At 49.1% G+C, this 18,991-nt stretch carries 19 protein-coding genes; 9 read left to right on the top strand and 10 right to left on the bottom strand.

Going from position 1 to position 18,991, the window contains the following annotated elements; all coding sequences use genetic code 11:
* Positions 1-286: hypothetical protein (locus tag OYT88_RS17885; protein WP_274401723.1), on the top strand; the 286-nt coding region annotated here is incomplete at its 5' end.
* Between the two features lie 844 nt (positions 287-1,130).
* On the opposite strand, the gene perR is transcribed toward OYT88_RS17885, so the two are convergent.
* From perR to OYT88_RS17870, 3 genes are all read right to left on the bottom strand, one after another.
* Positions 1,131-1,586: a peroxide-responsive transcriptional repressor PerR gene (gene perR, locus OYT88_RS17880; RefSeq protein WP_274401722.1), complete on the bottom strand. Its 456-nt coding sequence runs from the start codon at positions 1,584-1,586 to the stop codon at positions 1,131-1,133.
* A gap of 835 nt (positions 1,587-2,421) precedes the next feature.
* Positions 2,422-2,889 carry a thioredoxin-dependent thiol peroxidase gene (gene bcp / locus OYT88_RS17875; RefSeq protein ID WP_274401721.1) on the bottom strand — a complete coding sequence of 156 codons (468 nt, stop codon included), beginning with the start codon at positions 2,887-2,889 and terminating at the stop codon, positions 2,422-2,424.
* A gap of 162 nt (positions 2,890-3,051) precedes the next feature.
* Positions 3,052-4,050, bottom strand: coding sequence for a zinc-binding dehydrogenase (locus OYT88_RS17870; RefSeq protein WP_274401720.1), 999 nt, complete (start codon positions 4,048-4,050; stop codon positions 3,052-3,054).
* Positions 4,051-4,135: 85 nt separating this feature from the next.
* Here OYT88_RS17870 and OYT88_RS17865 point away from each other — a divergent pair, with 85 nt between their 5' ends.
* The 7 genes from OYT88_RS17865 (at position 4,136) to OYT88_RS17835 (ending at position 10,377) form a co-directional block, all read left to right on the top strand.
* Complete coding sequence (locus OYT88_RS17865) at positions 4,136-4,795, top strand: NUDIX hydrolase (RefSeq protein ID WP_274401719.1); 660 nt, start codon at positions 4,136-4,138, stop codon at positions 4,793-4,795.
* Between the two features lie 160 nt (positions 4,796-4,955).
* Positions 4,956-6,248, top strand: a complete 1,293-nt coding sequence (locus tag OYT88_RS17860; protein ID WP_274401718.1) for a glutamate-1-semialdehyde 2,1-aminomutase — start codon at positions 4,956-4,958, stop codon at positions 6,246-6,248.
* A 530-nt stretch (positions 6,249-6,778) separates the two neighbouring features.
* Positions 6,779-7,117, top strand: a complete 339-nt coding sequence (locus OYT88_RS17855; protein WP_274401717.1) for a lmo0954 family membrane protein — start codon at positions 6,779-6,781, stop codon at positions 7,115-7,117.
* 79 nt (positions 7,118-7,196) lie between these two features.
* Entirely contained in the window at positions 7,197-7,832 is a 636-nt protein-coding gene (locus OYT88_RS17850; protein WP_274401716.1) for a PspA/IM30 family protein, read from the top strand.
* A gap of 91 nt (positions 7,833-7,923) precedes the next feature.
* Positions 7,924-8,715, top strand: coding sequence for a cell wall-active antibiotics response protein LiaF (gene liaF, locus OYT88_RS17845; RefSeq protein ID WP_274401715.1), 792 nt, complete (start codon positions 7,924-7,926; stop codon positions 8,713-8,715).
* Complete coding sequence (locus tag OYT88_RS17840) at positions 8,712-9,752, top strand: sensor histidine kinase (protein ID WP_274401714.1); 1,041 nt, start codon at positions 8,712-8,714, stop codon at positions 9,750-9,752. Before liaF ends, OYT88_RS17840 begins: the two co-directional genes overlap by 4 nt.
* Entirely contained in the window at positions 9,745-10,377 is a 633-nt protein-coding gene (locus OYT88_RS17835) for a response regulator transcription factor (protein ID WP_274401713.1), read from the top strand. The genes OYT88_RS17840 and OYT88_RS17835 overlap by 8 nt, the downstream gene beginning before the upstream one ends.
* Positions 10,378-10,590: 213 nt before the next feature.
* Here OYT88_RS17835 and OYT88_RS17830 read toward each other — a convergent pair whose 3' ends face one another.
* From OYT88_RS17830 to mutY, 7 genes are all read right to left on the bottom strand, one after another.
* Positions 10,591-12,189, bottom strand: a complete 1,599-nt coding sequence (locus OYT88_RS17830) for an ABC transporter substrate-binding protein (RefSeq protein WP_274401712.1) — start codon at positions 12,187-12,189, stop codon at positions 10,591-10,593.
* Positions 12,190-12,307: 118 nt separating this feature from the next.
* Positions 12,308-13,204, bottom strand: a complete 897-nt coding sequence (locus OYT88_RS17825; protein ID WP_274401711.1) for an ABC transporter permease — start codon at positions 13,202-13,204, stop codon at positions 12,308-12,310.
* Between the two features lie 17 nt (positions 13,205-13,221).
* Positions 13,222-14,226, bottom strand: a complete 1,005-nt coding sequence (locus OYT88_RS17820; protein WP_274401710.1) for an ABC transporter permease — start codon at positions 14,224-14,226, stop codon at positions 13,222-13,224.
* Between the two features lie 30 nt (positions 14,227-14,256).
* Positions 14,257-15,225, bottom strand: coding sequence for an ABC transporter ATP-binding protein (locus OYT88_RS17815; protein WP_274401709.1), 969 nt, complete (start codon positions 15,223-15,225; stop codon positions 14,257-14,259).
* 15 nt (positions 15,226-15,240) lie between these two features.
* The gene (locus OYT88_RS17810) at positions 15,241-16,212 is read right to left on the bottom strand and encodes an ABC transporter ATP-binding protein (RefSeq protein ID WP_274401708.1); all 972 of its coding nucleotides are present in this window, start codon (positions 16,210-16,212) and stop codon (positions 15,241-15,243) included.
* A 268-nt stretch (positions 16,213-16,480) separates the two neighbouring features.
* A complete protein-coding gene (locus tag OYT88_RS17805) occupies positions 16,481-16,639 on the bottom strand; it encodes a gamma-type small acid-soluble spore protein (protein ID WP_274401707.1) in 159 nt (52 codons plus the stop codon).
* A 46-nt stretch (positions 16,640-16,685) separates the two neighbouring features.
* On the bottom strand, positions 16,686-17,765 hold the full coding sequence (gene mutY / locus OYT88_RS17800) for an A/G-specific adenine glycosylase (RefSeq protein ID WP_274401706.1): 1,080 nt from the start codon (positions 17,763-17,765) through the stop codon (positions 16,686-16,688).
* A 162-nt stretch (positions 17,766-17,927) separates the two neighbouring features.
* On the opposite strand from mutY, the gene OYT88_RS17795 reads away from it, so the two are divergent.
* Positions 17,928-18,914 carry a metal-dependent hydrolase gene (locus tag OYT88_RS17795; protein ID WP_274401705.1) on the top strand — a complete coding sequence of 329 codons (987 nt, stop codon included), beginning with the start codon at positions 17,928-17,930 and terminating at the stop codon, positions 18,912-18,914.
* Positions 18,915-18,991 lie beyond the last annotated feature (77 nt).

Below are 18,991 nucleotides of genomic sequence, written 5' to 3'. Positions count from 1 at the left end.
TTGCTTCGGATCCGCAGATCCGTTGTTTCCGTGTTTGATTCCTCAGCTGTTTGAATTGATTGAAGGGTGGGCCCCTTCTCAATTGCGCTTGGCTTTTGTTCAGTTTTCAAGGAACATTCCAAAAAGCAACTTAATTAGTTTACCTCTTCTGTCGAATTATGTCAACATCTTTTTCTATCAAAATCATTCACAAAGCGTTGCATTTGCTTCAACAACAAGAGATTTCAAAAAGACAACAAATATTTTAACATGCATCAATATGCATGTCAACAAGCCTCATCTTTAAAACCGATTTTGCAATCTAAAGCAGAAACGGTCCCATTATTTACGGCCTGTCTAAAAACAACGACATATAATTTACCATGTATTCGCGAATACGTCAATATCATTTTACTAAAAGCCTTAATGTAAATAAATGAGGCGGCCCGCTGATCTAAAGACGACCGGCGGGCTCTGATTCGGCGGGATCATTGTTCGACTCTCCGGTTGTTGGATCCGGCATCCGAAAAAAAGACCGGCTTTCCCTTTAGTCTGAGTAACTGTTCTCCCTCTCGGGCATGTTGAAAGCTCTTCTCAGGATCCCGGAGTTACCGGCAAAAAGCACCACGTCAGATAACCGGGTTCCCATTTTCTTCTGTCCTCTCAATCAAGAGTGCTGGACGCAGGATCCCGGACATTGAAATCAGCTCATTTGAAAAAGGTCTCAAATCACCCGGTCCTCCTGTACAACATGCCCATGAACCATTTTCGGTACATGCTTCATCGGACTCAGTCAACGGTGAGGCGGCCAGTCGCAGGCTGTCCTGCATGCACGCTGCTTTGCGTTTACATAAATGTAAACGGGCCGCAGCGGCACTTTTTTAGGCCCCGCGAATATGTCAGTCGGGTCTGCCTCTCAACGATATGCTGGCGCCACGGAACAGCCCGCATAATTTCTGCGGATCCCGCTCAAAGATCACATGGTCAAGATCCATTCCATATAAAGCAGACTCCGTTTGGTCCCGGCCTGCACAGTTTTATACGGAAGAAGCGGCCGGCGGAGTAACAGCCGTTTTCACGCAAAAAAGCGGACCATGATGTCCGGTCCGGTTACGATGAACGGAAGCTGTGAGGCGCAGCCATTCCATTCCCTATTCCTGATCTGTTTTATTTTCTTTACTCTGACATTCCGGGCAGATTCCGTACACTTCCAGCCTGTGATGATCTACAATAAATCCGGTCACCTGAGCCGCCAGCGTTTCAACCTCGTCCAGTCCCGGATAAAAGAAGTCGACAATTTTTCCGCATTTACTGCAGATAATATGATAATGCTGTTTTGTCGAAAAATCAAAACGGCTTGATGAATCGCCGTAGGTCAGTTCTTTAACTAACCCGGTCTTTTTAAAAACACGCAAATTATTGTACACCGTTGCGACACTCATATTCGGAAACTTATGCTCAAGATCTTTATAAATCTCATCCGCCGTCGGATGTGCATCGGAAATAACCAGATATTCAAGAATCGCATGACGTTGCGGTGTAATCCTGACACCGGAATCTTTTAGCAAATTAATTGCTTTCTCAACAGCTGCAGCATCTTTGCTCATCGCCATGCACCTCGCTTTCAAAACATTATTAATTATCATAATCAGAGAACATTGATTATCAAATTAAAATAGTTATAATTACATTTTCAGTTTACATTGAACGGACTGATTCTGTCAACGCTGGCGCACCATTTACAAACAGACACGGAGGCTTCCCCCCGGCGGCAGCGGTTTAGAACAACCTTTCAGGCCATACCGCAGCCATTTTGAAGCGCATTCATTTATATTTCTCAATCCGCCGGACAAGAACAGCTAATATTAGCTTAATCCATTTCCGGCACTTCTATGTATTAAAAAGCATTGAAAATCTGCAGCTTTTGTTCAGATGCGAATCGGCGGTCAATATTGCCGCCGAAGTTTATTATATCAGGAAAAATCCGTTTGTCGTTCACAAATCAGTGAAAAAGTGAGTCTGAATGATCATTTTTCTGCTTTATTTATGAAACATTGCTGTTATCCGTTATTCCCGGTAAGCGACAGTACATTAGTCAGAAATCCGTGTTGTTAAAGGATTTTTACTGAAGAAGCCGACAGCATTGCTGCAATGATACATATCATTAATGCCCGAAAAATGTCATGGCATTAGCCTTTTTAATCCGGATGGAAAAAATGATAACGCAATGTTTAAAAAGCCGCGTCCATAAAGAATTTTAGTTTCATCCGCCTTTCATCGGTATAATGATGCAGGCGGCCGTTGAGCAAAAAATTATTTATTTAAAATGTGCTTGGCATAAAATTGTGAACTATTATTCGGCTGCGGGCCGGAAATTAAAAAACGGCAATAAATATGGAATAAAAAAAGCCGGGAAAGTCCCGGTTTTTTACCCTACCGAAGTCAGCTCAGATGTTCTTTAACGAATTGAAAAACTTCCTCGACATGTCCGTTGACCTTTACCTTAGGCCAAACCTTGGCGATCTTTCCCTCTTTATCAATGATAAAGGTTGACCGGACGATACCCATGTATTCCTTGCCGAAATTTTTCTTCTTTTGCCAGCTTCCGTACGCTTCCGAAACTTGATGATCCGAATCCGAAAGCAGGGTAAAAGAAAGTCCGTGCTTTTCTACAAATTTCTGATGTTTTTCGACAGGATCGGGACTGATTCCGATCACCCTCGTATTCAGATTTTCAAAAAGGCTGTTCTGATCACGAAAATCGCATGCCTCCGTTGTGCAGCCAGGCGTCATATCTTTCGGATAAAAGTAAAGCACAACGTTTTTTCCTCTGAAACCGGATAGAGAGACATCCTTCCCTTCAGTTGATTTCAACGTGAAATCAGGTGCCGTTTCCTCCGCTTTAAGCATTATCAAAATCTCCTTAGAATGAGTTTATAGAACCTTTGCGGCCGACTCTCCACGGGTATCCCGATTCGAGCAGCCGAATCTATATGATCGGTCCCCGAAGCCGTCGGACAAGAGTCCGACGGCAGGGGCCGTAATGAGCGGGTCGTTTCTTTTCCCGGTCCGTCAGTCGATCAGAATCGCGATTTTCCCGAACTGGACGCTTTTATCCAGTCTTTTCAAAGCTTTTCCGGCTTCTTTCAGTTCAAAAGACCTGTCAATAACCGGATGAATCTGATATTTATTAAATACATTCAGCATTTCTTGAAATTCTTCGATACTGCCCATCGTCGACCCGTGCAGATTCCACTGATGATAGAAAAACTGGCGCAGATTAATCGAAACTTCATCACCGGCCGATGCGCCGAAAGCAACGATTGTCCCGCCCGGTTTCAGCAATTCGAGCGAACGGTTGAACGTGGCGGCACCGACGCTCTCAATCACCAGATCGACGGAGCCTTCTTCGACTGCTTCCGTCCAGTTCTGATCATTATCAAGCAAAACATCCGCGCCAAGCGTTTGGGCCCGGTCCAGTTTTTCCGGGCTTCTTGAAGAGACAATGGCCCTGGCACCGACCGCTTTGGCCATCTGCAGCATATACGTCGCGACGCCGCTGCCGATACCCGGGATGAAAACCGTATCGCCCGGTTTCAATCCGCCTCTTGTGAAAAGGGCACGATATCCGGTCAAGGCGGAAAGCGGAAGCACTCCGGCCTCTTCCCAGGTCAGATAGCCGGGTTTTGCTGCGACCTGCTTCTCAGAAACCACGATGCTCTCCGCAAGAGTGCCGTGATCCGGGAAGCCAAGAATATCAAAGTCATCAGGCGGAGCGGGAGATTTCTTCTCCCAGCGAAGGCTGGGTATGATCAGCACCTCGTCGCCGACGCGGACAGCGGTAACGTTTTCCCCGATCTCGGAAACAATACCGGCGCCGTCTGAACCGATAATCACCGCCGGATCATCTGCCTGGTGACGTTTCTGAACGATAAACAGATCGCGATGATTCAGCCCGGCTGATTTAAGCGCGACTTTGACCTCTCCCGCTTTTACGGAAGGATCGGGAAAATCTGTGCGGTAGCTTAATCCCTCGAAACCTGCATGGCCCTGATGAACAACTGCCTGCATTAAAATCACCTCTTCCTTTATTCTCTCAAAAGTTACACAATTACTCAAACGATAGACCGCATCGGTTGTGGGAGAATGTGCTAAAATGGGAAAGAATAGTTGGACGGCGGGTGATCAAATGGATTTAAACAGCATTCAGAGAAGAATTGAAAATGACGGCACCATTATGGGCGAAGACATGGCAATGAAGTCATCGGTCTTAATTCCTCTCATTCCGAAAGATGATACCTGGGATATCCTGCTTGAGGTCCGTTCGAAACGGCTAAGCAGACAACCGGGGGATGTGTGCTTCCCCGGCGGGCGGAGTGAAAAAAGAGATGCTACTTTGCGGGAAACGGCAATCCGGGAAACCTGCGAGGAGCTCGGCGTCCCCAGAGAATCGATCAAAATCATCGGAAGAATGGGAACGTGTATCGCAACATCCGAATTATTCATCTATCCGTTCGTCGGCGTGATCGAGTCGGGTACCGTTCCCGTTCCCAATCCTGAGGAAGTGGAGAAAATTTTTACCATCCCGCTCCCTTGGCTGATGAAACAGATGCCCGAAAAATACACGCTGAGCCTCTCAGCAGATATCGATCAGGATTTTCCTTTTGAACGAATCGTTGCCGGGCATCATTATTCCTTCAGGGGCCGGAAAATGCTCGAAACTTTCTATGATTATAAAGGACGGACCATTTGGGGATTGACCGCGCGCATTCTTGAACACTTTGTGTCGTTAATGAATCATCGGATGTTTGAGTAAAAGCCGCTGTTTTGGAGACCGTTTCCAGCAGAAATAATCCGAACGGCTTGTAAAATTGCTCCGGGTGTTAGATACTGATTCTGGCCGGCGCTCTGAGGGAGACCCCCGAAATAAGTGCACAGCTGAAATAGTCATTCATTTCAAAGGAGCGACAGGATTCATGAACATCAAAACATCTGAAAGGCTTTACGACGAAGCTTTGGAAAATATCGTCGGAGGTGTTAACAGCCCGTCGCGTTCTTTTGCCGCGGTAGGCGGAGGCGCTCCGGTTTTTATGAAAAAAGGAAAGGGCGCCTATTTCTGGGACGAAGACGATAATCGCTATATCGACTATCTTGCGGCTTACGGGCCGATCATTACCGGTTTTGCCCATCCGCACATCACAGAAGCGATCAAGAAGCAGGCAGAACTCGGTGTCCTTTACGGAACGCCGACAAAACTGGAAACAGAACTTGCAGTTATGCTCAAAAAAGCCATTCCTTCTTTGGATAAAGTCCGTTTTACGAACTCAGGAACCGAATCTGTGATGACAACCGTGCGCGTTGCACGCGCCTATACCGGCCGCAATAAGATTCTGAAGTTTGCCGGCTGCTACCATGGACATTTTGATCTCGTGCTTGTTGCCGCCGGTTCAGGGCCTTCCACTCTCGGTTCTCCTGATTCTGCCGGCGTCACGGAAAGCACGGCGCTCGAAGTCATAACAGTTCCTTATAATAATGTCGATACCCTTCAGCAGGCCTTTGACAAATGGGGCGACGATATTGCGGGTGTCCTTGTCGAACCGATTGTCGGCAATTTCGGCATGGTGATGCCGGAACCCGGTTTTCTCGAAGCAATTAAACGAATCGCTCACAAGGCCGGATCGGTCGTCATCTTTGACGAAGTGATCACAGGCTTCCGTTTCATGTACGGCGGCGCACAGAATTACCTCGGCGTCATTCCCGACCTGACGGCTATGGGCAAAATCATCGGCGGCGGCCTGCCGATCGGTGCATACGGCGGCAAAAAGGAAATCATGGACGAAGTGGCTCCGCTTGGCCCGGCTTATCAGGCAGGAACCATGGCCGGCAATCCGCTTTCGATGGCAAGCGGCATTGCCTGCCTTGAGGTGCTGCAGACCCCGGGAATCTATGAAGAAATGGACCGCCTCGGAAAGAAGCTGGAGGACAGCATTTTCTCGATTAACGAAAATTATCATCTTCCGATTGCGATCAACCGGATTGTCGGTGCGATGACGCTGTATTTCTCAGATCATAAAGTGACCAACTATGAGGAAGCAAAAGCAACGGACAGCGAAATGTTCGGCCGTTTTTTCAAGCTCATGCTTGAAAAGGGAATCAATCTTGCTCCTTCGAAATACGAAGCCTGGTTTCTGACAACCGAGCATACGGAGAAAGACATTGACGATACACTCGACGCCGTCGATTATGCATTTTCAAAGCTTGCCGAATAAAGACTTTTGTTTGGCCGGACTTTTTCCAAACCTTCTTAAAAATCTCCTAAAGGCACGATTCTGAACGGACCTCCTGAGTTTGGACAACTCTGTTCCAAACTCAGGGGGTTTAACTCTGCATGGGCAGCTGCAGAACATAAGAAAATGGAACTTCGACGGTATCGGCGCAGAAAAACACCGGGGTTCCATCGAAGGTACTTCCGTCCGCATGAATCGCCGGCGTCCAGGCGCATAGACCGCCGTCCGCAAAGGATCAGTGCCTTCTGTTTTCCCTCCATCAAGAGACCATTTTTAACTTAAAAGGACAAACAGGATTTCCGGATTGATCGCGGTATACCGTTGAACCCCCGGCATTTTTTCTTCCGTAAATCCTTTCATTCGGCCGGACAGCGCTCAGCCCGGAACGATCTCCATCCGCAGCAGGGAACCATGCTTTAAGCCTTCAGCCCTAGATAAAAATACAGCTTCGGCTCATTATCTGTTCCTTCATCGTTTTGTATGATTGAATCAGGGAAGGGAGGACAACAGTCATGAAAAAATTCGGACTCATTGTACTTGGAGTCATAGCCGTTATCGTTTTCATGGCGCATATCGGTTCGCTGATCGCCCTTTTAATCAGTCTGGCGATTCTTTACTTCGCTTTCAGAAAATTCATCCGGGCAAGATCCGCCGGAAGTAAAATTTTCTGGGCACTGATCGGGATCATCGCTTTATTCTTCTCGATCGGCAATATACCGGCGATCATCGCTGCCGTTGCGCTTGCAGCTATTTACTTCGTGTACAAATCATGGAAAAAGAATAAAACCAGCAAACCCGAACCGGACGATCCTTTCGACAATTTTGAAAAACAGTGGAAAGAAATGATGTGACCGGTTTGAGCCCGTTACAGATCCAAAGCCGGGGCATGCACGACGAAACAGGAAAAACAATTTTAAAGGAGCGAAAAAAATGAGCCACTTACTTACAAGAATCAAGGATTCCATTGCCTCCGATCTCAATGAACTGCTTGACCAGAAAGAACAGAAAAATCCGATTGCCATGCTCAATCAATATCTGCGCCGCTGTGAAAAAGAAACCGAACGGGTACGCGAATTGCTCAACCGCCAGTATGTGCTTAAAGATACGTTCATCAGAGAATATCATCACGCCGCCGAGATGGCCGAAAAACGGAAGCATCAGGCCGAAATAGCCGAACGGGCTTCGGAAACCGAGCTGTATGAATTTGCATTGCGGGAGCAGGAAGACTACGCCCGGAAAGCGGAGCGTCTGAAAGCTTCCTATGAATCCACGCTCAGACAGCTGGAACAGCTGGAACAGAAATATGCCGAAATGAAGCGGAAACTGAAAGATATGTATCTGAAAAGAATGGAATTGATGAGCAGAGAAAATATCGCTAATGCCAACCTTCGGATGGAACGCGTTCTCCGGCCTGAAAATGTCTTCGGACAATCATTCTCAAGTTTTGAAGAAAGCGAAATGTATCTGGGCAGACTGGAACAGAAGATTAACGCAGATTACAATCACAGCACGATTGATGCCCGCATCAGCCGGCTGGAACGCGAGCTGGAAAAGAAACAGGGATAATCCCGGGAATCCCGTGCCACGCGGAAATTCCTGTATTCATAATCTATAGCAAGTCCAAATAAACGGTGCTACAATGGGAAAGGTGTGTTTTATGCACCTTTCCCGCTACATACAGATTGCCGGCAATTTGAGAAAGGCAGCTGATATCCTCATGTTTGCTTCATTCAAAACCGATAAATACAGCTGGATACTCATCGTTGGCCTTTTTTTGATTGTCATACAGACTTCTTTCGGCGGATGGGGCTTCCTTTTTCCCTGCATTCTTTTCGGGGCCATGGTCCACTATGGGAGAAAGCGCCGCAAGGCCGGCAAAGGAAAACTGCTTTTCTGGCTCGGTGTGGTCGGGCTGGGCTTTACTGTCTTGAATCTGATTGTTTTTAAGTTTATCGTCCTTGCCCTGTTTATTCTGTTCATTATTTACTTTATTCGATCAAAAAGGCGCCCGAACCGCGTCATTCCGGATTTCAGCAGCCGGATGAACGATGACGGCACGAAGGTCGAAGCGGTTCCTGTCCTGCTGAAAAATAAATGGTTCGGCAATCAGGAAACGCCCCATCAGAACTACGCGTGGCAGGATATCGACATACAGACCGGCGTCGGCGATACGCTGATCGATCTCAGCCATACGATTCTTCCGAAAAAAGAGTCGGTGATCTTCATCCGCCATTTTGCCGGGCGGGTGCGCGTCCTCGTTCCTTACGGCGTCGAAGTCGCACTGCGTTATTCCGTCGTCGCCGGGCAGGCCGATTTTTTCGAACACCGGGAGCCAAGACTTATTAATGAATCCGTTGCCTTCCAGACAGACGGCTATGATCAGGCGGCCCAAAAGGTCAAAATAATCGTTTCTGCAATCGCCGGAAACCTGGAGGTACGGCACATATGACAGCGATCAAGAGGCAGGTCATTACTGGTGCCCTTTTTTCTCTGCTCCTCCTTGTGATTTTTGCCGTGTTTTTCTTTCTTACTTTTCCGGTCGGCGACTGGGCCCTTCTTTGGCAGCGGCAAATCTGGCATCTGCCGTTTGTTTTTATCATCCCGATCATTGCGCTTTTTGCAGGCGGCATTGCCGGTTTCATCTCGGGGATCTATTGGCGAAAAGTCCTGCTGACGATTGATGATACGCTCGAGCTCCTGGAACAGGGGAAAGGACCGCTTCCCGTACACGCTTCGGTTGAAGAAAGCGAGGCCGTTCTGCAGCGTATCGAGCGGCTCGGGCGGCAGATCGCCATGCAGACGCAGCTTGCGCAGAAAATGGCAAACGAAAAGGCAGACATCGAAGAAAAGGCGATGCAGAAAATCGTTTCGGAAGAGCGCAACAGGCTGGCCCGCGAACTGCACGATTCCGTCAGCCAGCAGCTTTTCGCCGCATCGATGCTGCTGTCGACCATTAATGAAACACGGCCGCAGGCGAATGATACAGAAACACGGCGGCTCAGGCTCGTCGAACGGACCATTCATCAGTCGCAGCTTGAAATGCGCGCCTTATTCCTCCATCTCCGGCCTGTTCAGCTGCACGGCAAATCGCTGAAGGACGGCGTACAGGAATTGCTTAACGAATTAAAACAGAAAATACCGATGAAGATTAGCTGGACCGTGGAACCCGTCAGCCTGGATAAAGGCATTGAAGACCAGCTTTTCAGAATTCTGCAGGAGTCCGTCTCCAATACATTGCGCCACGCGAAGGCAAGCACCCTGGATGTCCTGCTGATCAGGCGTGAAAAACTGGTGATTATGCGTGTCACCGACGACGGCGTCGGCTTCAATCCGGAAACGGCAAAACCGGGCTCTTACGGCCTACTGAATATAAGAGAAAGAGCAGCGCAGATCGGCGGTCAGCTGAAACTGGTCAGTCTTCCGAATAAGGGAACCAGTCTTGAAATAAAAGTTCCGATCCTGGAAGGGGATGAAAGCAATGATTAACGTTGTCTTTGTGGATGATCATGAAATGGTGCGTATCGGCGTGTCCGCCTATCTTTCCGCACAGCCCGACATCCGCGTTGTCGGCGAAGCGAGCAATGGAAGAGAAGCCGTGGATCTTGTGCTGAAGCTCCGGCCGGACGTCATCCTGATGGATCTGGTCATGGATCAGATGGACGGAATCGAGGCCACGCGGCGGATTATTGCCGAATGGCCTGAGGCAAAAATCATCGTCGTGACCAGTTTTCTCGACGACGATAAAGTCTATCCGGCAATCGAGGCCGGAGCGACAAGCTACCTCCTGAAAACGTCCCGGGCAAGTGACATTGCCGAGGCAATCCGCAGCACTTATAATGGACAATCCGTTCTTGAACCCGAAGTGACGGAAAAAGTGATGGAACGGATGCAGCAGAAGCAGTCGCGGCCGCCGCATGAAACGCTGACAAAGCGCGAGATGGAAGTGCTGCTGCTAATGACCGAAGGGAAAAGCAATCAGGAAATCGCCGACAGGCTGTTTATTGCTCTGAAGACGGTGAAAGTTCATGTCAGCAACATTCTCAGCAAACTCGAAGTTCAGGATCGTACCCAGGCCGTTATTTATGCCTTCCAGCACAACCTGACAAAATGAAAAACCGAATTCCGCTTTTCATGTTAAAAAAACGGACCTTCGGTGCCGCGGCCGGGACGTCATCATGCCGAACATACCGGGGGACGCAGTGCTTATAGCCGGCTGCCTACGCCGTAATCCCGAAAAACTTTTGTCGCTAAAGCACGGAAAAGGAAGCTCCCGTCACGCTGTCTTCGGGAGCTTCCTTTTTGGATTCTATTGATTGTTTTCCATTTATTTGATCGAGACATTTTCAAGCGGTTCTGAACCCGTCGGACTGGGTTTATAACCGGTAATGGTGCTTTTCCCTACGAGCACCGGTTTCGCATAGACGAGCGGAACCCAAGGTGCATCGTTGTGAATGATCACCTGAGCCTGATTGTAGAGTGCTACCCGCTGCGCGTCGTTGGTCTGCGACTGTGCGGCAATCAGAACATTATGGAGCTGATCGTTGGAATAGAACGAAAGGTTGTTGGAGCCGATGCTGTCTTTGTCGAGCAATGTATAAAGGAAGTTGTCCGGATCTCCGTTGTCGCCGATCCAGCCCATCAAGTACATCGGAATGCCGCCCTTCATCAGCTTATCGATATAGGACGACCATTCAACGGTGACGATGTTTACTTTTACACCGATCTTGCCGAATGTCGACTGAATGGACTGAGCAACATTCTGAGGCTCGGGCATATAATCACGCGGGTTCGACATTGTATAGAGTGTTGTCGAGAAACCGTTCGGATAGCCGGCTTCGGCAAGCAGCTTCTTAGCCGCCGTCAAATCATATGAATAAGGTTTGATGCTCTTGTCGTATCCGAGCAGGCTCGGAGGCATAGGATTCGTGGCAGCCTGTCCCTCACCGTTGTAGAAGGCTTTGATGATCCCCTGTTTGTCGACAGCCATATTGAGAGCCTGGCGCACTTTCGGATTATCAAACGGCTTAACGGTCACATTAAAGCCGAGATAAGCCACATTCATCGGCGGACGGGAGTAAACCTGCAGCTGGCTGTTGCCCTTAAGCCCGCTGACATCGCTCGGATTGACACCGTCCATCAGGTCAATCTCGCCGTTTTTCAAGGCATTCAGACGAGAGCTATTATCCGGAATGACTTTAAAGACGATCGTGTCCAGTTTCGGAAGTCCTTTTTTCCAGTAGTTTTTATTCTTTGCAAGAGTGATCGTATCGTTTCTTTTCCAGGATTTGAATACATAGGCACCTGTGCCTACCGCAGCAGTCGTACCGTAGTTCTTGCCGTATTTCTTAATGGCGGCAGGGCTGGAAATAGCGAAAGGCGACATAGCCAGATTTTTCAGGAACGGTGCGGAAGGCCTTGTCAGATTAAAGACGACCGTATTGGCATCGGGAGCCGTCACGCTCTGGATAACGAGGCCGGCATCTCCCTTATAGCCGCCGAACATCGACGGGAAATAGGCAAACTTGCCCGATGCTTTGCCGTTCATCCAGCGATCAAAGTTATAGACAACGGCCTGTGCATTGAAATCGGTTCCGTCCTGGAATTTAACCCCTTTTCTCAGCTTAAAGGTATAAGTCTTTCCGCCATTCGTAATCGCCCAGCTTGTCGCAAGACTGGGAATGACGTTCGTGCTTTGCTTGCTATAATCATAGGAAACAAGCGTATCAAAAATATTCTGTGTCACGCGGAACGATTCACCGTCGGTCACCGTCGCCGGATCCAGCGACGTTGTATCGGCGCCCCGCCCGAATATCAGTGTTTTGCCCGCCGCGTTTGACGAAGAGCTTCCGGAACCGCATCCGGTCAGCGCCACAGCCAGCGCAAGAACTAAAGCAAGTGTCAGAACCAAATACTTTTTTCTCATGACTATCCCCCTGTTTTTCTGATTTCTTAGAAATTCTTAATTATTGTACCCCAATTCTAAAAAATGAACAATTAAATATAATATAAAATTCGATAAAAACTAGCAATTTTCAATCACTTTAGTTTTTCATCCGCGGATCGAGTGCATCACGCAGACCGTCGCCCATCAGGTTAAAGCCAATCACAACGAGAATGATAGCAAGGCCCGGAAATAGAACGGTCCACGGCGCATCGGTGATGTACTGCCTGGAATCGGAAAGCATGGTTCCCCATTCGGGTTGGGGAGGCTGTGCCCCCATACCGAGGAAACCAAGACCGGCCGCGTCGAGGATCGCCGTTGCAATATTCAGTGTTCCTTGAACAATGATCGGAGTAAAACTATTAGGAAGAATATGATTAAAAATAATCCGCGTATTTCCCATACCGATCGAGCGGGCAGCCATAATATACTCTTCTTCCTTCACCGTCAGGACACGCGACCGCACCAACCGTCCGAAAACAGGGACATTGACGATTGCAATAGCGACCAGCGCATTATTCAGCGACGGTCCCAGAATGGAAACAATCGCGATCGAAAGCAGAATGCTCGGAAAAGCGAGCAGGATATCGAAGAAACGTGAAATCACGGCATCAATCGCTTTTCCGAAATAACCGGCGATCACACCGAGAAACGTTCCGCAGACAATCGAGCCGACGACGGCAAAGAATCCGACCCTGAGCGAAAGTCTGGCTCCGAAAACAATTCGGCTGAAAATATCCCTGCCGAAGTCATCCGTTCCCAGCCAGTGCTGAGCGGAGGGCGGTTCCAGACGAATGTTGATGTTCTGATTGTTAACTCCCTGCGGCGCGATGAAGTTGGCAAACAGGGCAAGTAAAATAAAGAAAACAACGATGGCTGTCCCGATGATCGCCGGTTTGTTTTTGCGAAAAGCTTTCCAAAAGTCGGCCAGAGCCGCGATGAACGGGCTTCTTTCCTTTAAGGCGGCCGGCGTCTGACTCTGCGCAGTTTGAGACATCTTTCACCCTTCCTTCCTTAACGATATTTAATACGGGGATCGATCAGGGCGTATAAAAGGTCGACAATAAAATTCACCATGACAAAAATGAAAGCAATGACGAGAATGCCGGACTGAATGACCGGATAATCCCGATATTGAATGGCATTATAAATATAAAGGCCGATTCCGGGCCACCCGAAGATGGTTTCTGTCAGAATGGCTCCGCCGAGCAGCAGGCCGGTCTGCAGTCCGATGACGGTCAGAATGGGAATAAAAGCGTTTTTCAGCGCATATTTATAGACGATCCAGAACATGCGCTGCCCCTTCGCTTTTGCCGTCCGGATGTAATCCGATTTCAGCACCTCAAGCATGCTTGACCGGGTCATTCGTGCAATAATCGCCGTCGGTATAGTCGCCAGGGCAATGGACGGCAGAATCAGATGCCGGATCACCATCCATAACTGATCGGCGTGTCCTTCAAGCAAAGCATCGATTAAATAGAGATTTGTGATCGGCTGTACGTTGCTGATGATATCAACACGTCCGATTGACGGCAGCCAGTTCAGTTTTACAGAAAATGCCCATTGTTCCAGAAGGCCCAGCCAGAAAATCGGCATCGATACGCCGACCAGAGCCACGATCATCGCCGTATAGTCTAAAACAGAATTTTTCTTCCATGCGCTGATGATACCTGCATTTATTCCCACCAGGACCGCGATGATCATGGCCACAAAAGACAGTTCGATCGTCGCTGCCAGATGCGGCCAGATCTGACTGGCAATCGGCGTATTGGTCTGAATAGACGTTCCGAGATTTCCGCTCAGAATATTCTTTAGATATGTAAAATATTGAATATACCAAGGTTGATCCAGCCCAAGCGATCGGTTCAAACTGTGTATGGCTTCGGGCGTTGCTTTTGTTCCTAATATCGTTAATGCCGGATTGCCGGGTATGGCGTGGATAATCGCAAAAACGATCAGAGTCATTCCGAGAAGCACCGGAATCAGCATCAGCACACGTTTTATGCAGTACGAAAGCACCAAAGTTCACCTCTTTCAGAACAGATTCAATCAGTCGTACAGATGGCAGGAAACGAGCCTTCCGTCTTCCATCTTTTTCATGACGGGTTTTTCTCTGGCGCATATGTCCATAGCCGCAGGGCAGCGGTCATGGAAAGTACAGCCGGAGGGCGGATGAGCGGGACTCGGCACGTCGCCGGACAAAATAATCCGATCCGTCCGGCTGTCCGGATCGGGAATCGGGACAGCCGAAAGCAGCGCTTTTGTGTAAGGATGCTTCGGATGATCGTACAGTTTTTCGCTGTCCGATAATTCAACGATTTTGCCGAGATACATCACGCCGACCCGGTCGCTGATATGGCGGACGACACTGAGGTCGTGTGCAATGAAAATATAGGTCAGATGAAACTTCTTCTGAAGGTCCAGGAGCAGATTCAGCACCTGCGACTGCACGGAAACATCGAGGGCCGATACCGGTTCGTCGGCGATAATCAGCTTGGGGCGGACCGCCAGAGCCCTGGCAATGCCGATTCTCTGCCTCTGGCCTCCGCTGAACTGATGCGGGTAGCGCTTAGCATGGTACGCGCTGAGCCCGACCAGTTCAAGCAACTCTTCGACGCGTTGTTTCCGTTCCTTGCGATTGCCCATTCCGTGAACAATCATCGGTTCTTCGATGATCTTCCCGACGGTATGGCGGGGGTTCAGCGAGGCAAAAGGATCCTGAAAGATCATCTGGATATCTTTTCTGATCCGCCGAAGACCGCTTCCTGACAGATTGAGGATATCTTTTCCCTGAAAAACAACCTTCCCCTCAGTCGGTTCGATCAGGCGCATGATCATGCGTCCCGTTGTCGACTTACCGCAGCCCGATTCACCGACAATACCGAGCGTCTCCCCTTCGTTTACAGAAAAGCTGACACCATCCACAGCCCGTACCGTTTCCGAAACGCGGCCGAAAATGCCGTTTTTAATAGGATAATATTTTTTTAGATTTTCAACTTTCAAGAGCGGCTCACTCATGGATGGAACTCCTTTCTACGCTTGCGCCTGATGAAGAAAGCAACGTGATTTATGGCTGTCGCCGACGAGTTCGGGAGAATCCGTCCGGCATTTGTCCATGACATACTCGCAGCGCGGTGCGAAAAGACAGCCCTTCTTGATTGATCCGGGCCTGGGAACGCTGCCCTTGATCGTATAGAGCGTATCCTTTTTTGAGTGCAGACCGGGAATGGAGCGAATAAGCCCTTCGGTATAAGGATGCTTCGGGTGATTAAAAATGTCTTTGACGTTTCCTTCTTCAACGACTTTCCCGGCGTACATCACGACAACACGTTTGCATACCTGGGCGACGACCCCGAGATCATGCGTGATCAGGATAATAGCCGTGTGCGTCTCACGATTGAGTTTGATCATCAGATCGAGAATCTGAGCTTGAATCGTGACATCGAGGGCGGTCGTCGGTTCGTCCGCAATCAGAACTTTCGGATTGCACGACATGGCCATGGCAATCATCACCCGCTGCCGCATTCCCCCGGACAATTCATGAGGATATTCCTTCAGCAGTTCTTTGGCTCTCGGAAGGCCGACCATTTTTAATAATTCGACGGCCCGTTCGATCAGCTCTTTTTTTGAAAGACGATTATGCAGGCGAATGGCTTCCATTAACTGATCGCCTATTGTAAAAACCGGATTGAGCGATGTCATCGGTTCCTGGAAAATCATGGCGATTTCATTCCCGCGCAGTTTCCTCATCTTGGATTCTTTCGCATGGCTGATGTCTTCGCCTTTAAAATAAATACCTCCTCCAACGATTTTCCCCGGAGGAGAAGGCAGAAGACCCATGATCGACAGCGAAGTAACGCTTTTCCCGCAGCCCGATTCGCCGACGATCCCCAGAATTTCTCCCTCGCCGACGGAAAAATCAATCCCGTCAACTGCCGGCAGTTCGCCGTCGTCAGTAAAAAAAGAGGTCTTTAACCCTTTAACTTCAAGAATCGGCTGATTCAACCTCTTCACCTCCTCATGTCACTTATTATAACATTTAAAGACTGAACAAACTTTACAATTAAAATCAAGGGATGTCAATACATTAAATTATGGTTAAAGCGATCGGATCGCGGCCGGACCGTTTCTCGCTCCAGCAGAGCCGGACCGGAACAGAATACGGAAGGCGCAGGAGGCGGCACATTTATTTCTGAAAAGCGCAGGAAATAAAGCGCATCTGAAAAAGCTCCCTGCCCGTTTCCAGGCAGGGAGCTTCCCGTCATGTAGGTGATTACTGTTTATTTGCTTGCGACTTTTTGTTCTGCTGGCGAACTTCCTGAGCATTCGTTTCGCTGGCGAATTCGCTGCCGTACTGTCCGCTGCTGCCGACCTGGGCATTCTGTTTCTTAACCTGTTCTACATCCGTGCCCACATTTGTCTTCTTAGCCATTGAGTATCACCTCCACGACTTATAACTTAGCCAACTTCCTTTCATTTTATGTATGATTCTGTCGATTTTTTTTGATCCATTCGATGATTTTCTGATGGGGTACCGGAAAAGGGCGGCGCAGCAGCTCATCCAGAGATTCCCAGGCCGTTCTTGCCCCGGGATCGGCTGTTTCTTCGGCCGTTCCCTCGTAAAGCGACAGATTCCAGATCAGATGGGAAAAACGATGAGTATAGGAGAAAGCTGTCCGGACAAGCCGGGCTTTCCGGCCGTATTTCCTGCAGGCGGCCTCCAGCGCTTTTTCATCACTCCCGGCGGGATCGTGCGCCACCATCGGGAACTGCCACATACCGGCAAGCAGCCCGACGTCCGGCCTCTGCTCAATCAGATATTGCCGTTTCGCATTGCTGAGCAGCAGGACAGCATAATCAATCGATCGCGGTTTTGCCTTGCCGCTTTTGACCGGATATTCAAGCTGCACCCCTTCTTCGCGGGCGAGGCAGTGCGCCTTCAGAGGGCATTCATCGCATTTCGGATTTTGGGGGCGGCAGACCAGCGCGCCGAGATCCATCAGACTCTGATTGAAAGCGGAAGGGTCTGCTTCGGCGATCAGGGCGCCGACAATATTTTCAAATTTTTTCTTCGTTTTCGCTTTTGCAATATCGTCGTCGATCAGGAATACTCGGGACATCACCCGCATCACATTGCCGTCGACAGCGGGTTCCGGTTCGCTGAATGCAATGCTGAGCAGCGCTCCTGCGGTATAGGGACCGATTCCTTGGATCGAAAGCAGGTCGGCCTTATCTTCGGGCACTTTTCCGCCGTATTTCTCGGCCACCTCGCGCACCCCCCGGTGCAGGTTGCGCGCACGCGAATAATAACCGAGACCTTCCCAGTATTTCAGTACCGTCTGATCCGGCGCTTCCGCCAGAGCTTCTATCGTCGGAAAACGGCTGATAAATCTGTTATAATAAGGAATGACCGTATCCACCTGAGTCTGCTGCAGCATGACTTCGGAAACCCAGGTATAATATGGATTGTCGGTTCCGCGCCAGGGAAGGCGGCGGCCGTTCTCGCGGAACCAGGTCAGGAGATCGTCGTCGAATTGTCTGATTTGCTTTGCATTCACATATTTCACTCCAGCATTTTTCTCTGATCAATATTTATTTAAAATTGACATAATTACCCCTTTCAATATAGTTCATTTTGTGTGACAATGGAAGCGCGTAAATTTGTTTCCTTTATCTTACTTATCGTGAGTGATTTGCCACAAGGAGGGCATTCAAATTAGATGGATACAGCCACTCATGTTGTGATGGGGTTTGGTTTGGCAGGTCTCGCAACTCTTGACCCGGCTGTTGCCGCAGATCCCCTGACTTTTCACGCTGTCATGCTTGGTGCCGTGGCCGGTTCCGTTATACCGGATATTGACACGGTCCTGAAATTAAAAAACAACGCCGCCTACATCCGCAATCACCGGGGAAGGACTCATTCCCTGCCGGCGGTCGTACTTTGGCCGTTTATTATCGCTGCATGTCTTTTGCCGCTGTTCCCGGGGGCGGATGTCGATGCGTTTCTGTTCTGGACGCTCCTCGCTGTTTCGCTGCATGTGTTTGTCGATATATTCAACGCATACGGAACACAGGCTGCCCGGCCCATCAAAGAAAAATGGATCGCGCTCGGAATCATTAATATTTTCGACCCTTTTATTTTCAGCCTTCATCTGATGGGATTCGCGATCTGGCAGGCGACCGGCTATCCCGGCGAGACATTCGCTACCATCTATGCGGTGCTGGCCGGCTATTATATCCTGCGCACCTTGCAGCATCGAAGAACCGTCCGCTTTATCAGGCACCGGCTGCCCGGCCTGAAAAACATCTATCTGTCGCCGACCTTGCGCTGGTCGCATTATCATGTGGCGGCCGAAAGCGCCGACCGGTTCTATGTCGGAAAAACCGACGGCCGGAAGCTGAAGCTGATCGATACCTTCGAACGGCGGCCGATCGACGCGGACAATGAAATTATTCAGTCGGCGATGTGCGATAAAAACGTCCGCGCATTTCTCTCGTTTTCGCCTATATACCGCTGGGAAATCCGCGAACAGAACGGCCGCTTCGTCATGCAGTTTGTCGATTTGCGCTACTTTGCAAAGGGCATGTATCCTTTCACGGCTACGGTCTGGGTTAACAAAAATCTTGTTGTGGAAAGTTCCTATACCGGGTGGGTTTACAGTGAAAAGAAACTGCGTAAAAAACTCGTGCTTGCACAGTCAAAATAAATAAGAACGGCTTAGCCGTCGGTTTCAGAGACGGCATGCAGATCATTTCCAAACGATTTTAAAAAGCGGCAGGGCGT

It is taken from the genome of Sporolactobacillus sp. CQH2019, from assembly GCF_028765345.1.
In the GTDB taxonomy this organism is placed as follows: Bacteria; Bacillota; Bacilli; order Bacillales; family Sporolactobacillaceae; genus Sporolactobacillus.
Note: the sequence above shows the minus strand (reverse complement) of the source record. Positions and strands in the feature narration are given on the sequence as shown.

Coding starts and splice junctions, on each gene's coding strand:
- OYT88_RS17830 (WP_274401712.1), bottom strand. CDS start 12,189: ATGAGAAAAAAGTATTTGGTTCTGACACTTGCTTTAGTTCTTGCGCTG.
- perR (WP_274401722.1), bottom strand. CDS start 1,586: ATGAGCAAAGATGCTGCAGCTGTTGAGAAAGCAATTAATTTGCTAAAA.
- bcp (WP_274401721.1), bottom strand. CDS start 2,889: ATGCTTAAAGCGGAGGAAACGGCACCTGATTTCACGTTGAAATCAACT.
- OYT88_RS17835 (WP_274401713.1), top strand. CDS start 9,745: ATGATTAACGTTGTCTTTGTGGATGATCATGAAATGGTGCGTATCGGC.
- OYT88_RS17860 (WP_274401718.1), top strand. CDS start 4,956: ATGAACATCAAAACATCTGAAAGGCTTTACGACGAAGCTTTGGAAAAT.
- OYT88_RS17805 (WP_274401707.1), bottom strand. CDS start 16,639: ATGGCTAAGAAGACAAATGTGGGCACGGATGTAGAACAGGTTAAGAAA.
- OYT88_RS17815 (WP_274401709.1), bottom strand. CDS start 15,225: ATGAGTGAGCCGCTCTTGAAAGTTGAAAATCTAAAAAAATATTATCCT.
- liaF (WP_274401715.1), top strand. CDS start 7,924: ATGCACCTTTCCCGCTACATACAGATTGCCGGCAATTTGAGAAAGGCA.
- OYT88_RS17795 (WP_274401705.1), top strand. CDS start 17,928: ATGGATACAGCCACTCATGTTGTGATGGGGTTTGGTTTGGCAGGTCTC.
- OYT88_RS17870 (WP_274401720.1), bottom strand. CDS start 4,050: ATGCAGGCAGTTGTTCATCAGGGCCATGCAGGTTTCGAGGGATTAAGC.
- OYT88_RS17850 (WP_274401716.1), top strand. CDS start 7,197: ATGAGCCACTTACTTACAAGAATCAAGGATTCCATTGCCTCCGATCTC.
- OYT88_RS17855 (WP_274401717.1), top strand. CDS start 6,779: ATGAAAAAATTCGGACTCATTGTACTTGGAGTCATAGCCGTTATCGTT.
- OYT88_RS17825 (WP_274401711.1), bottom strand. CDS start 13,204: ATGTCTCAAACTGCGCAGAGTCAGACGCCGGCCGCCTTAAAGGAAAGA.
- OYT88_RS17840 (WP_274401714.1), top strand. CDS start 8,712: ATGACAGCGATCAAGAGGCAGGTCATTACTGGTGCCCTTTTTTCTCTG.
- OYT88_RS17865 (WP_274401719.1), top strand. CDS start 4,136: ATGGGAAAGAATAGTTGGACGGCGGGTGATCAAATGGATTTAAACAGC.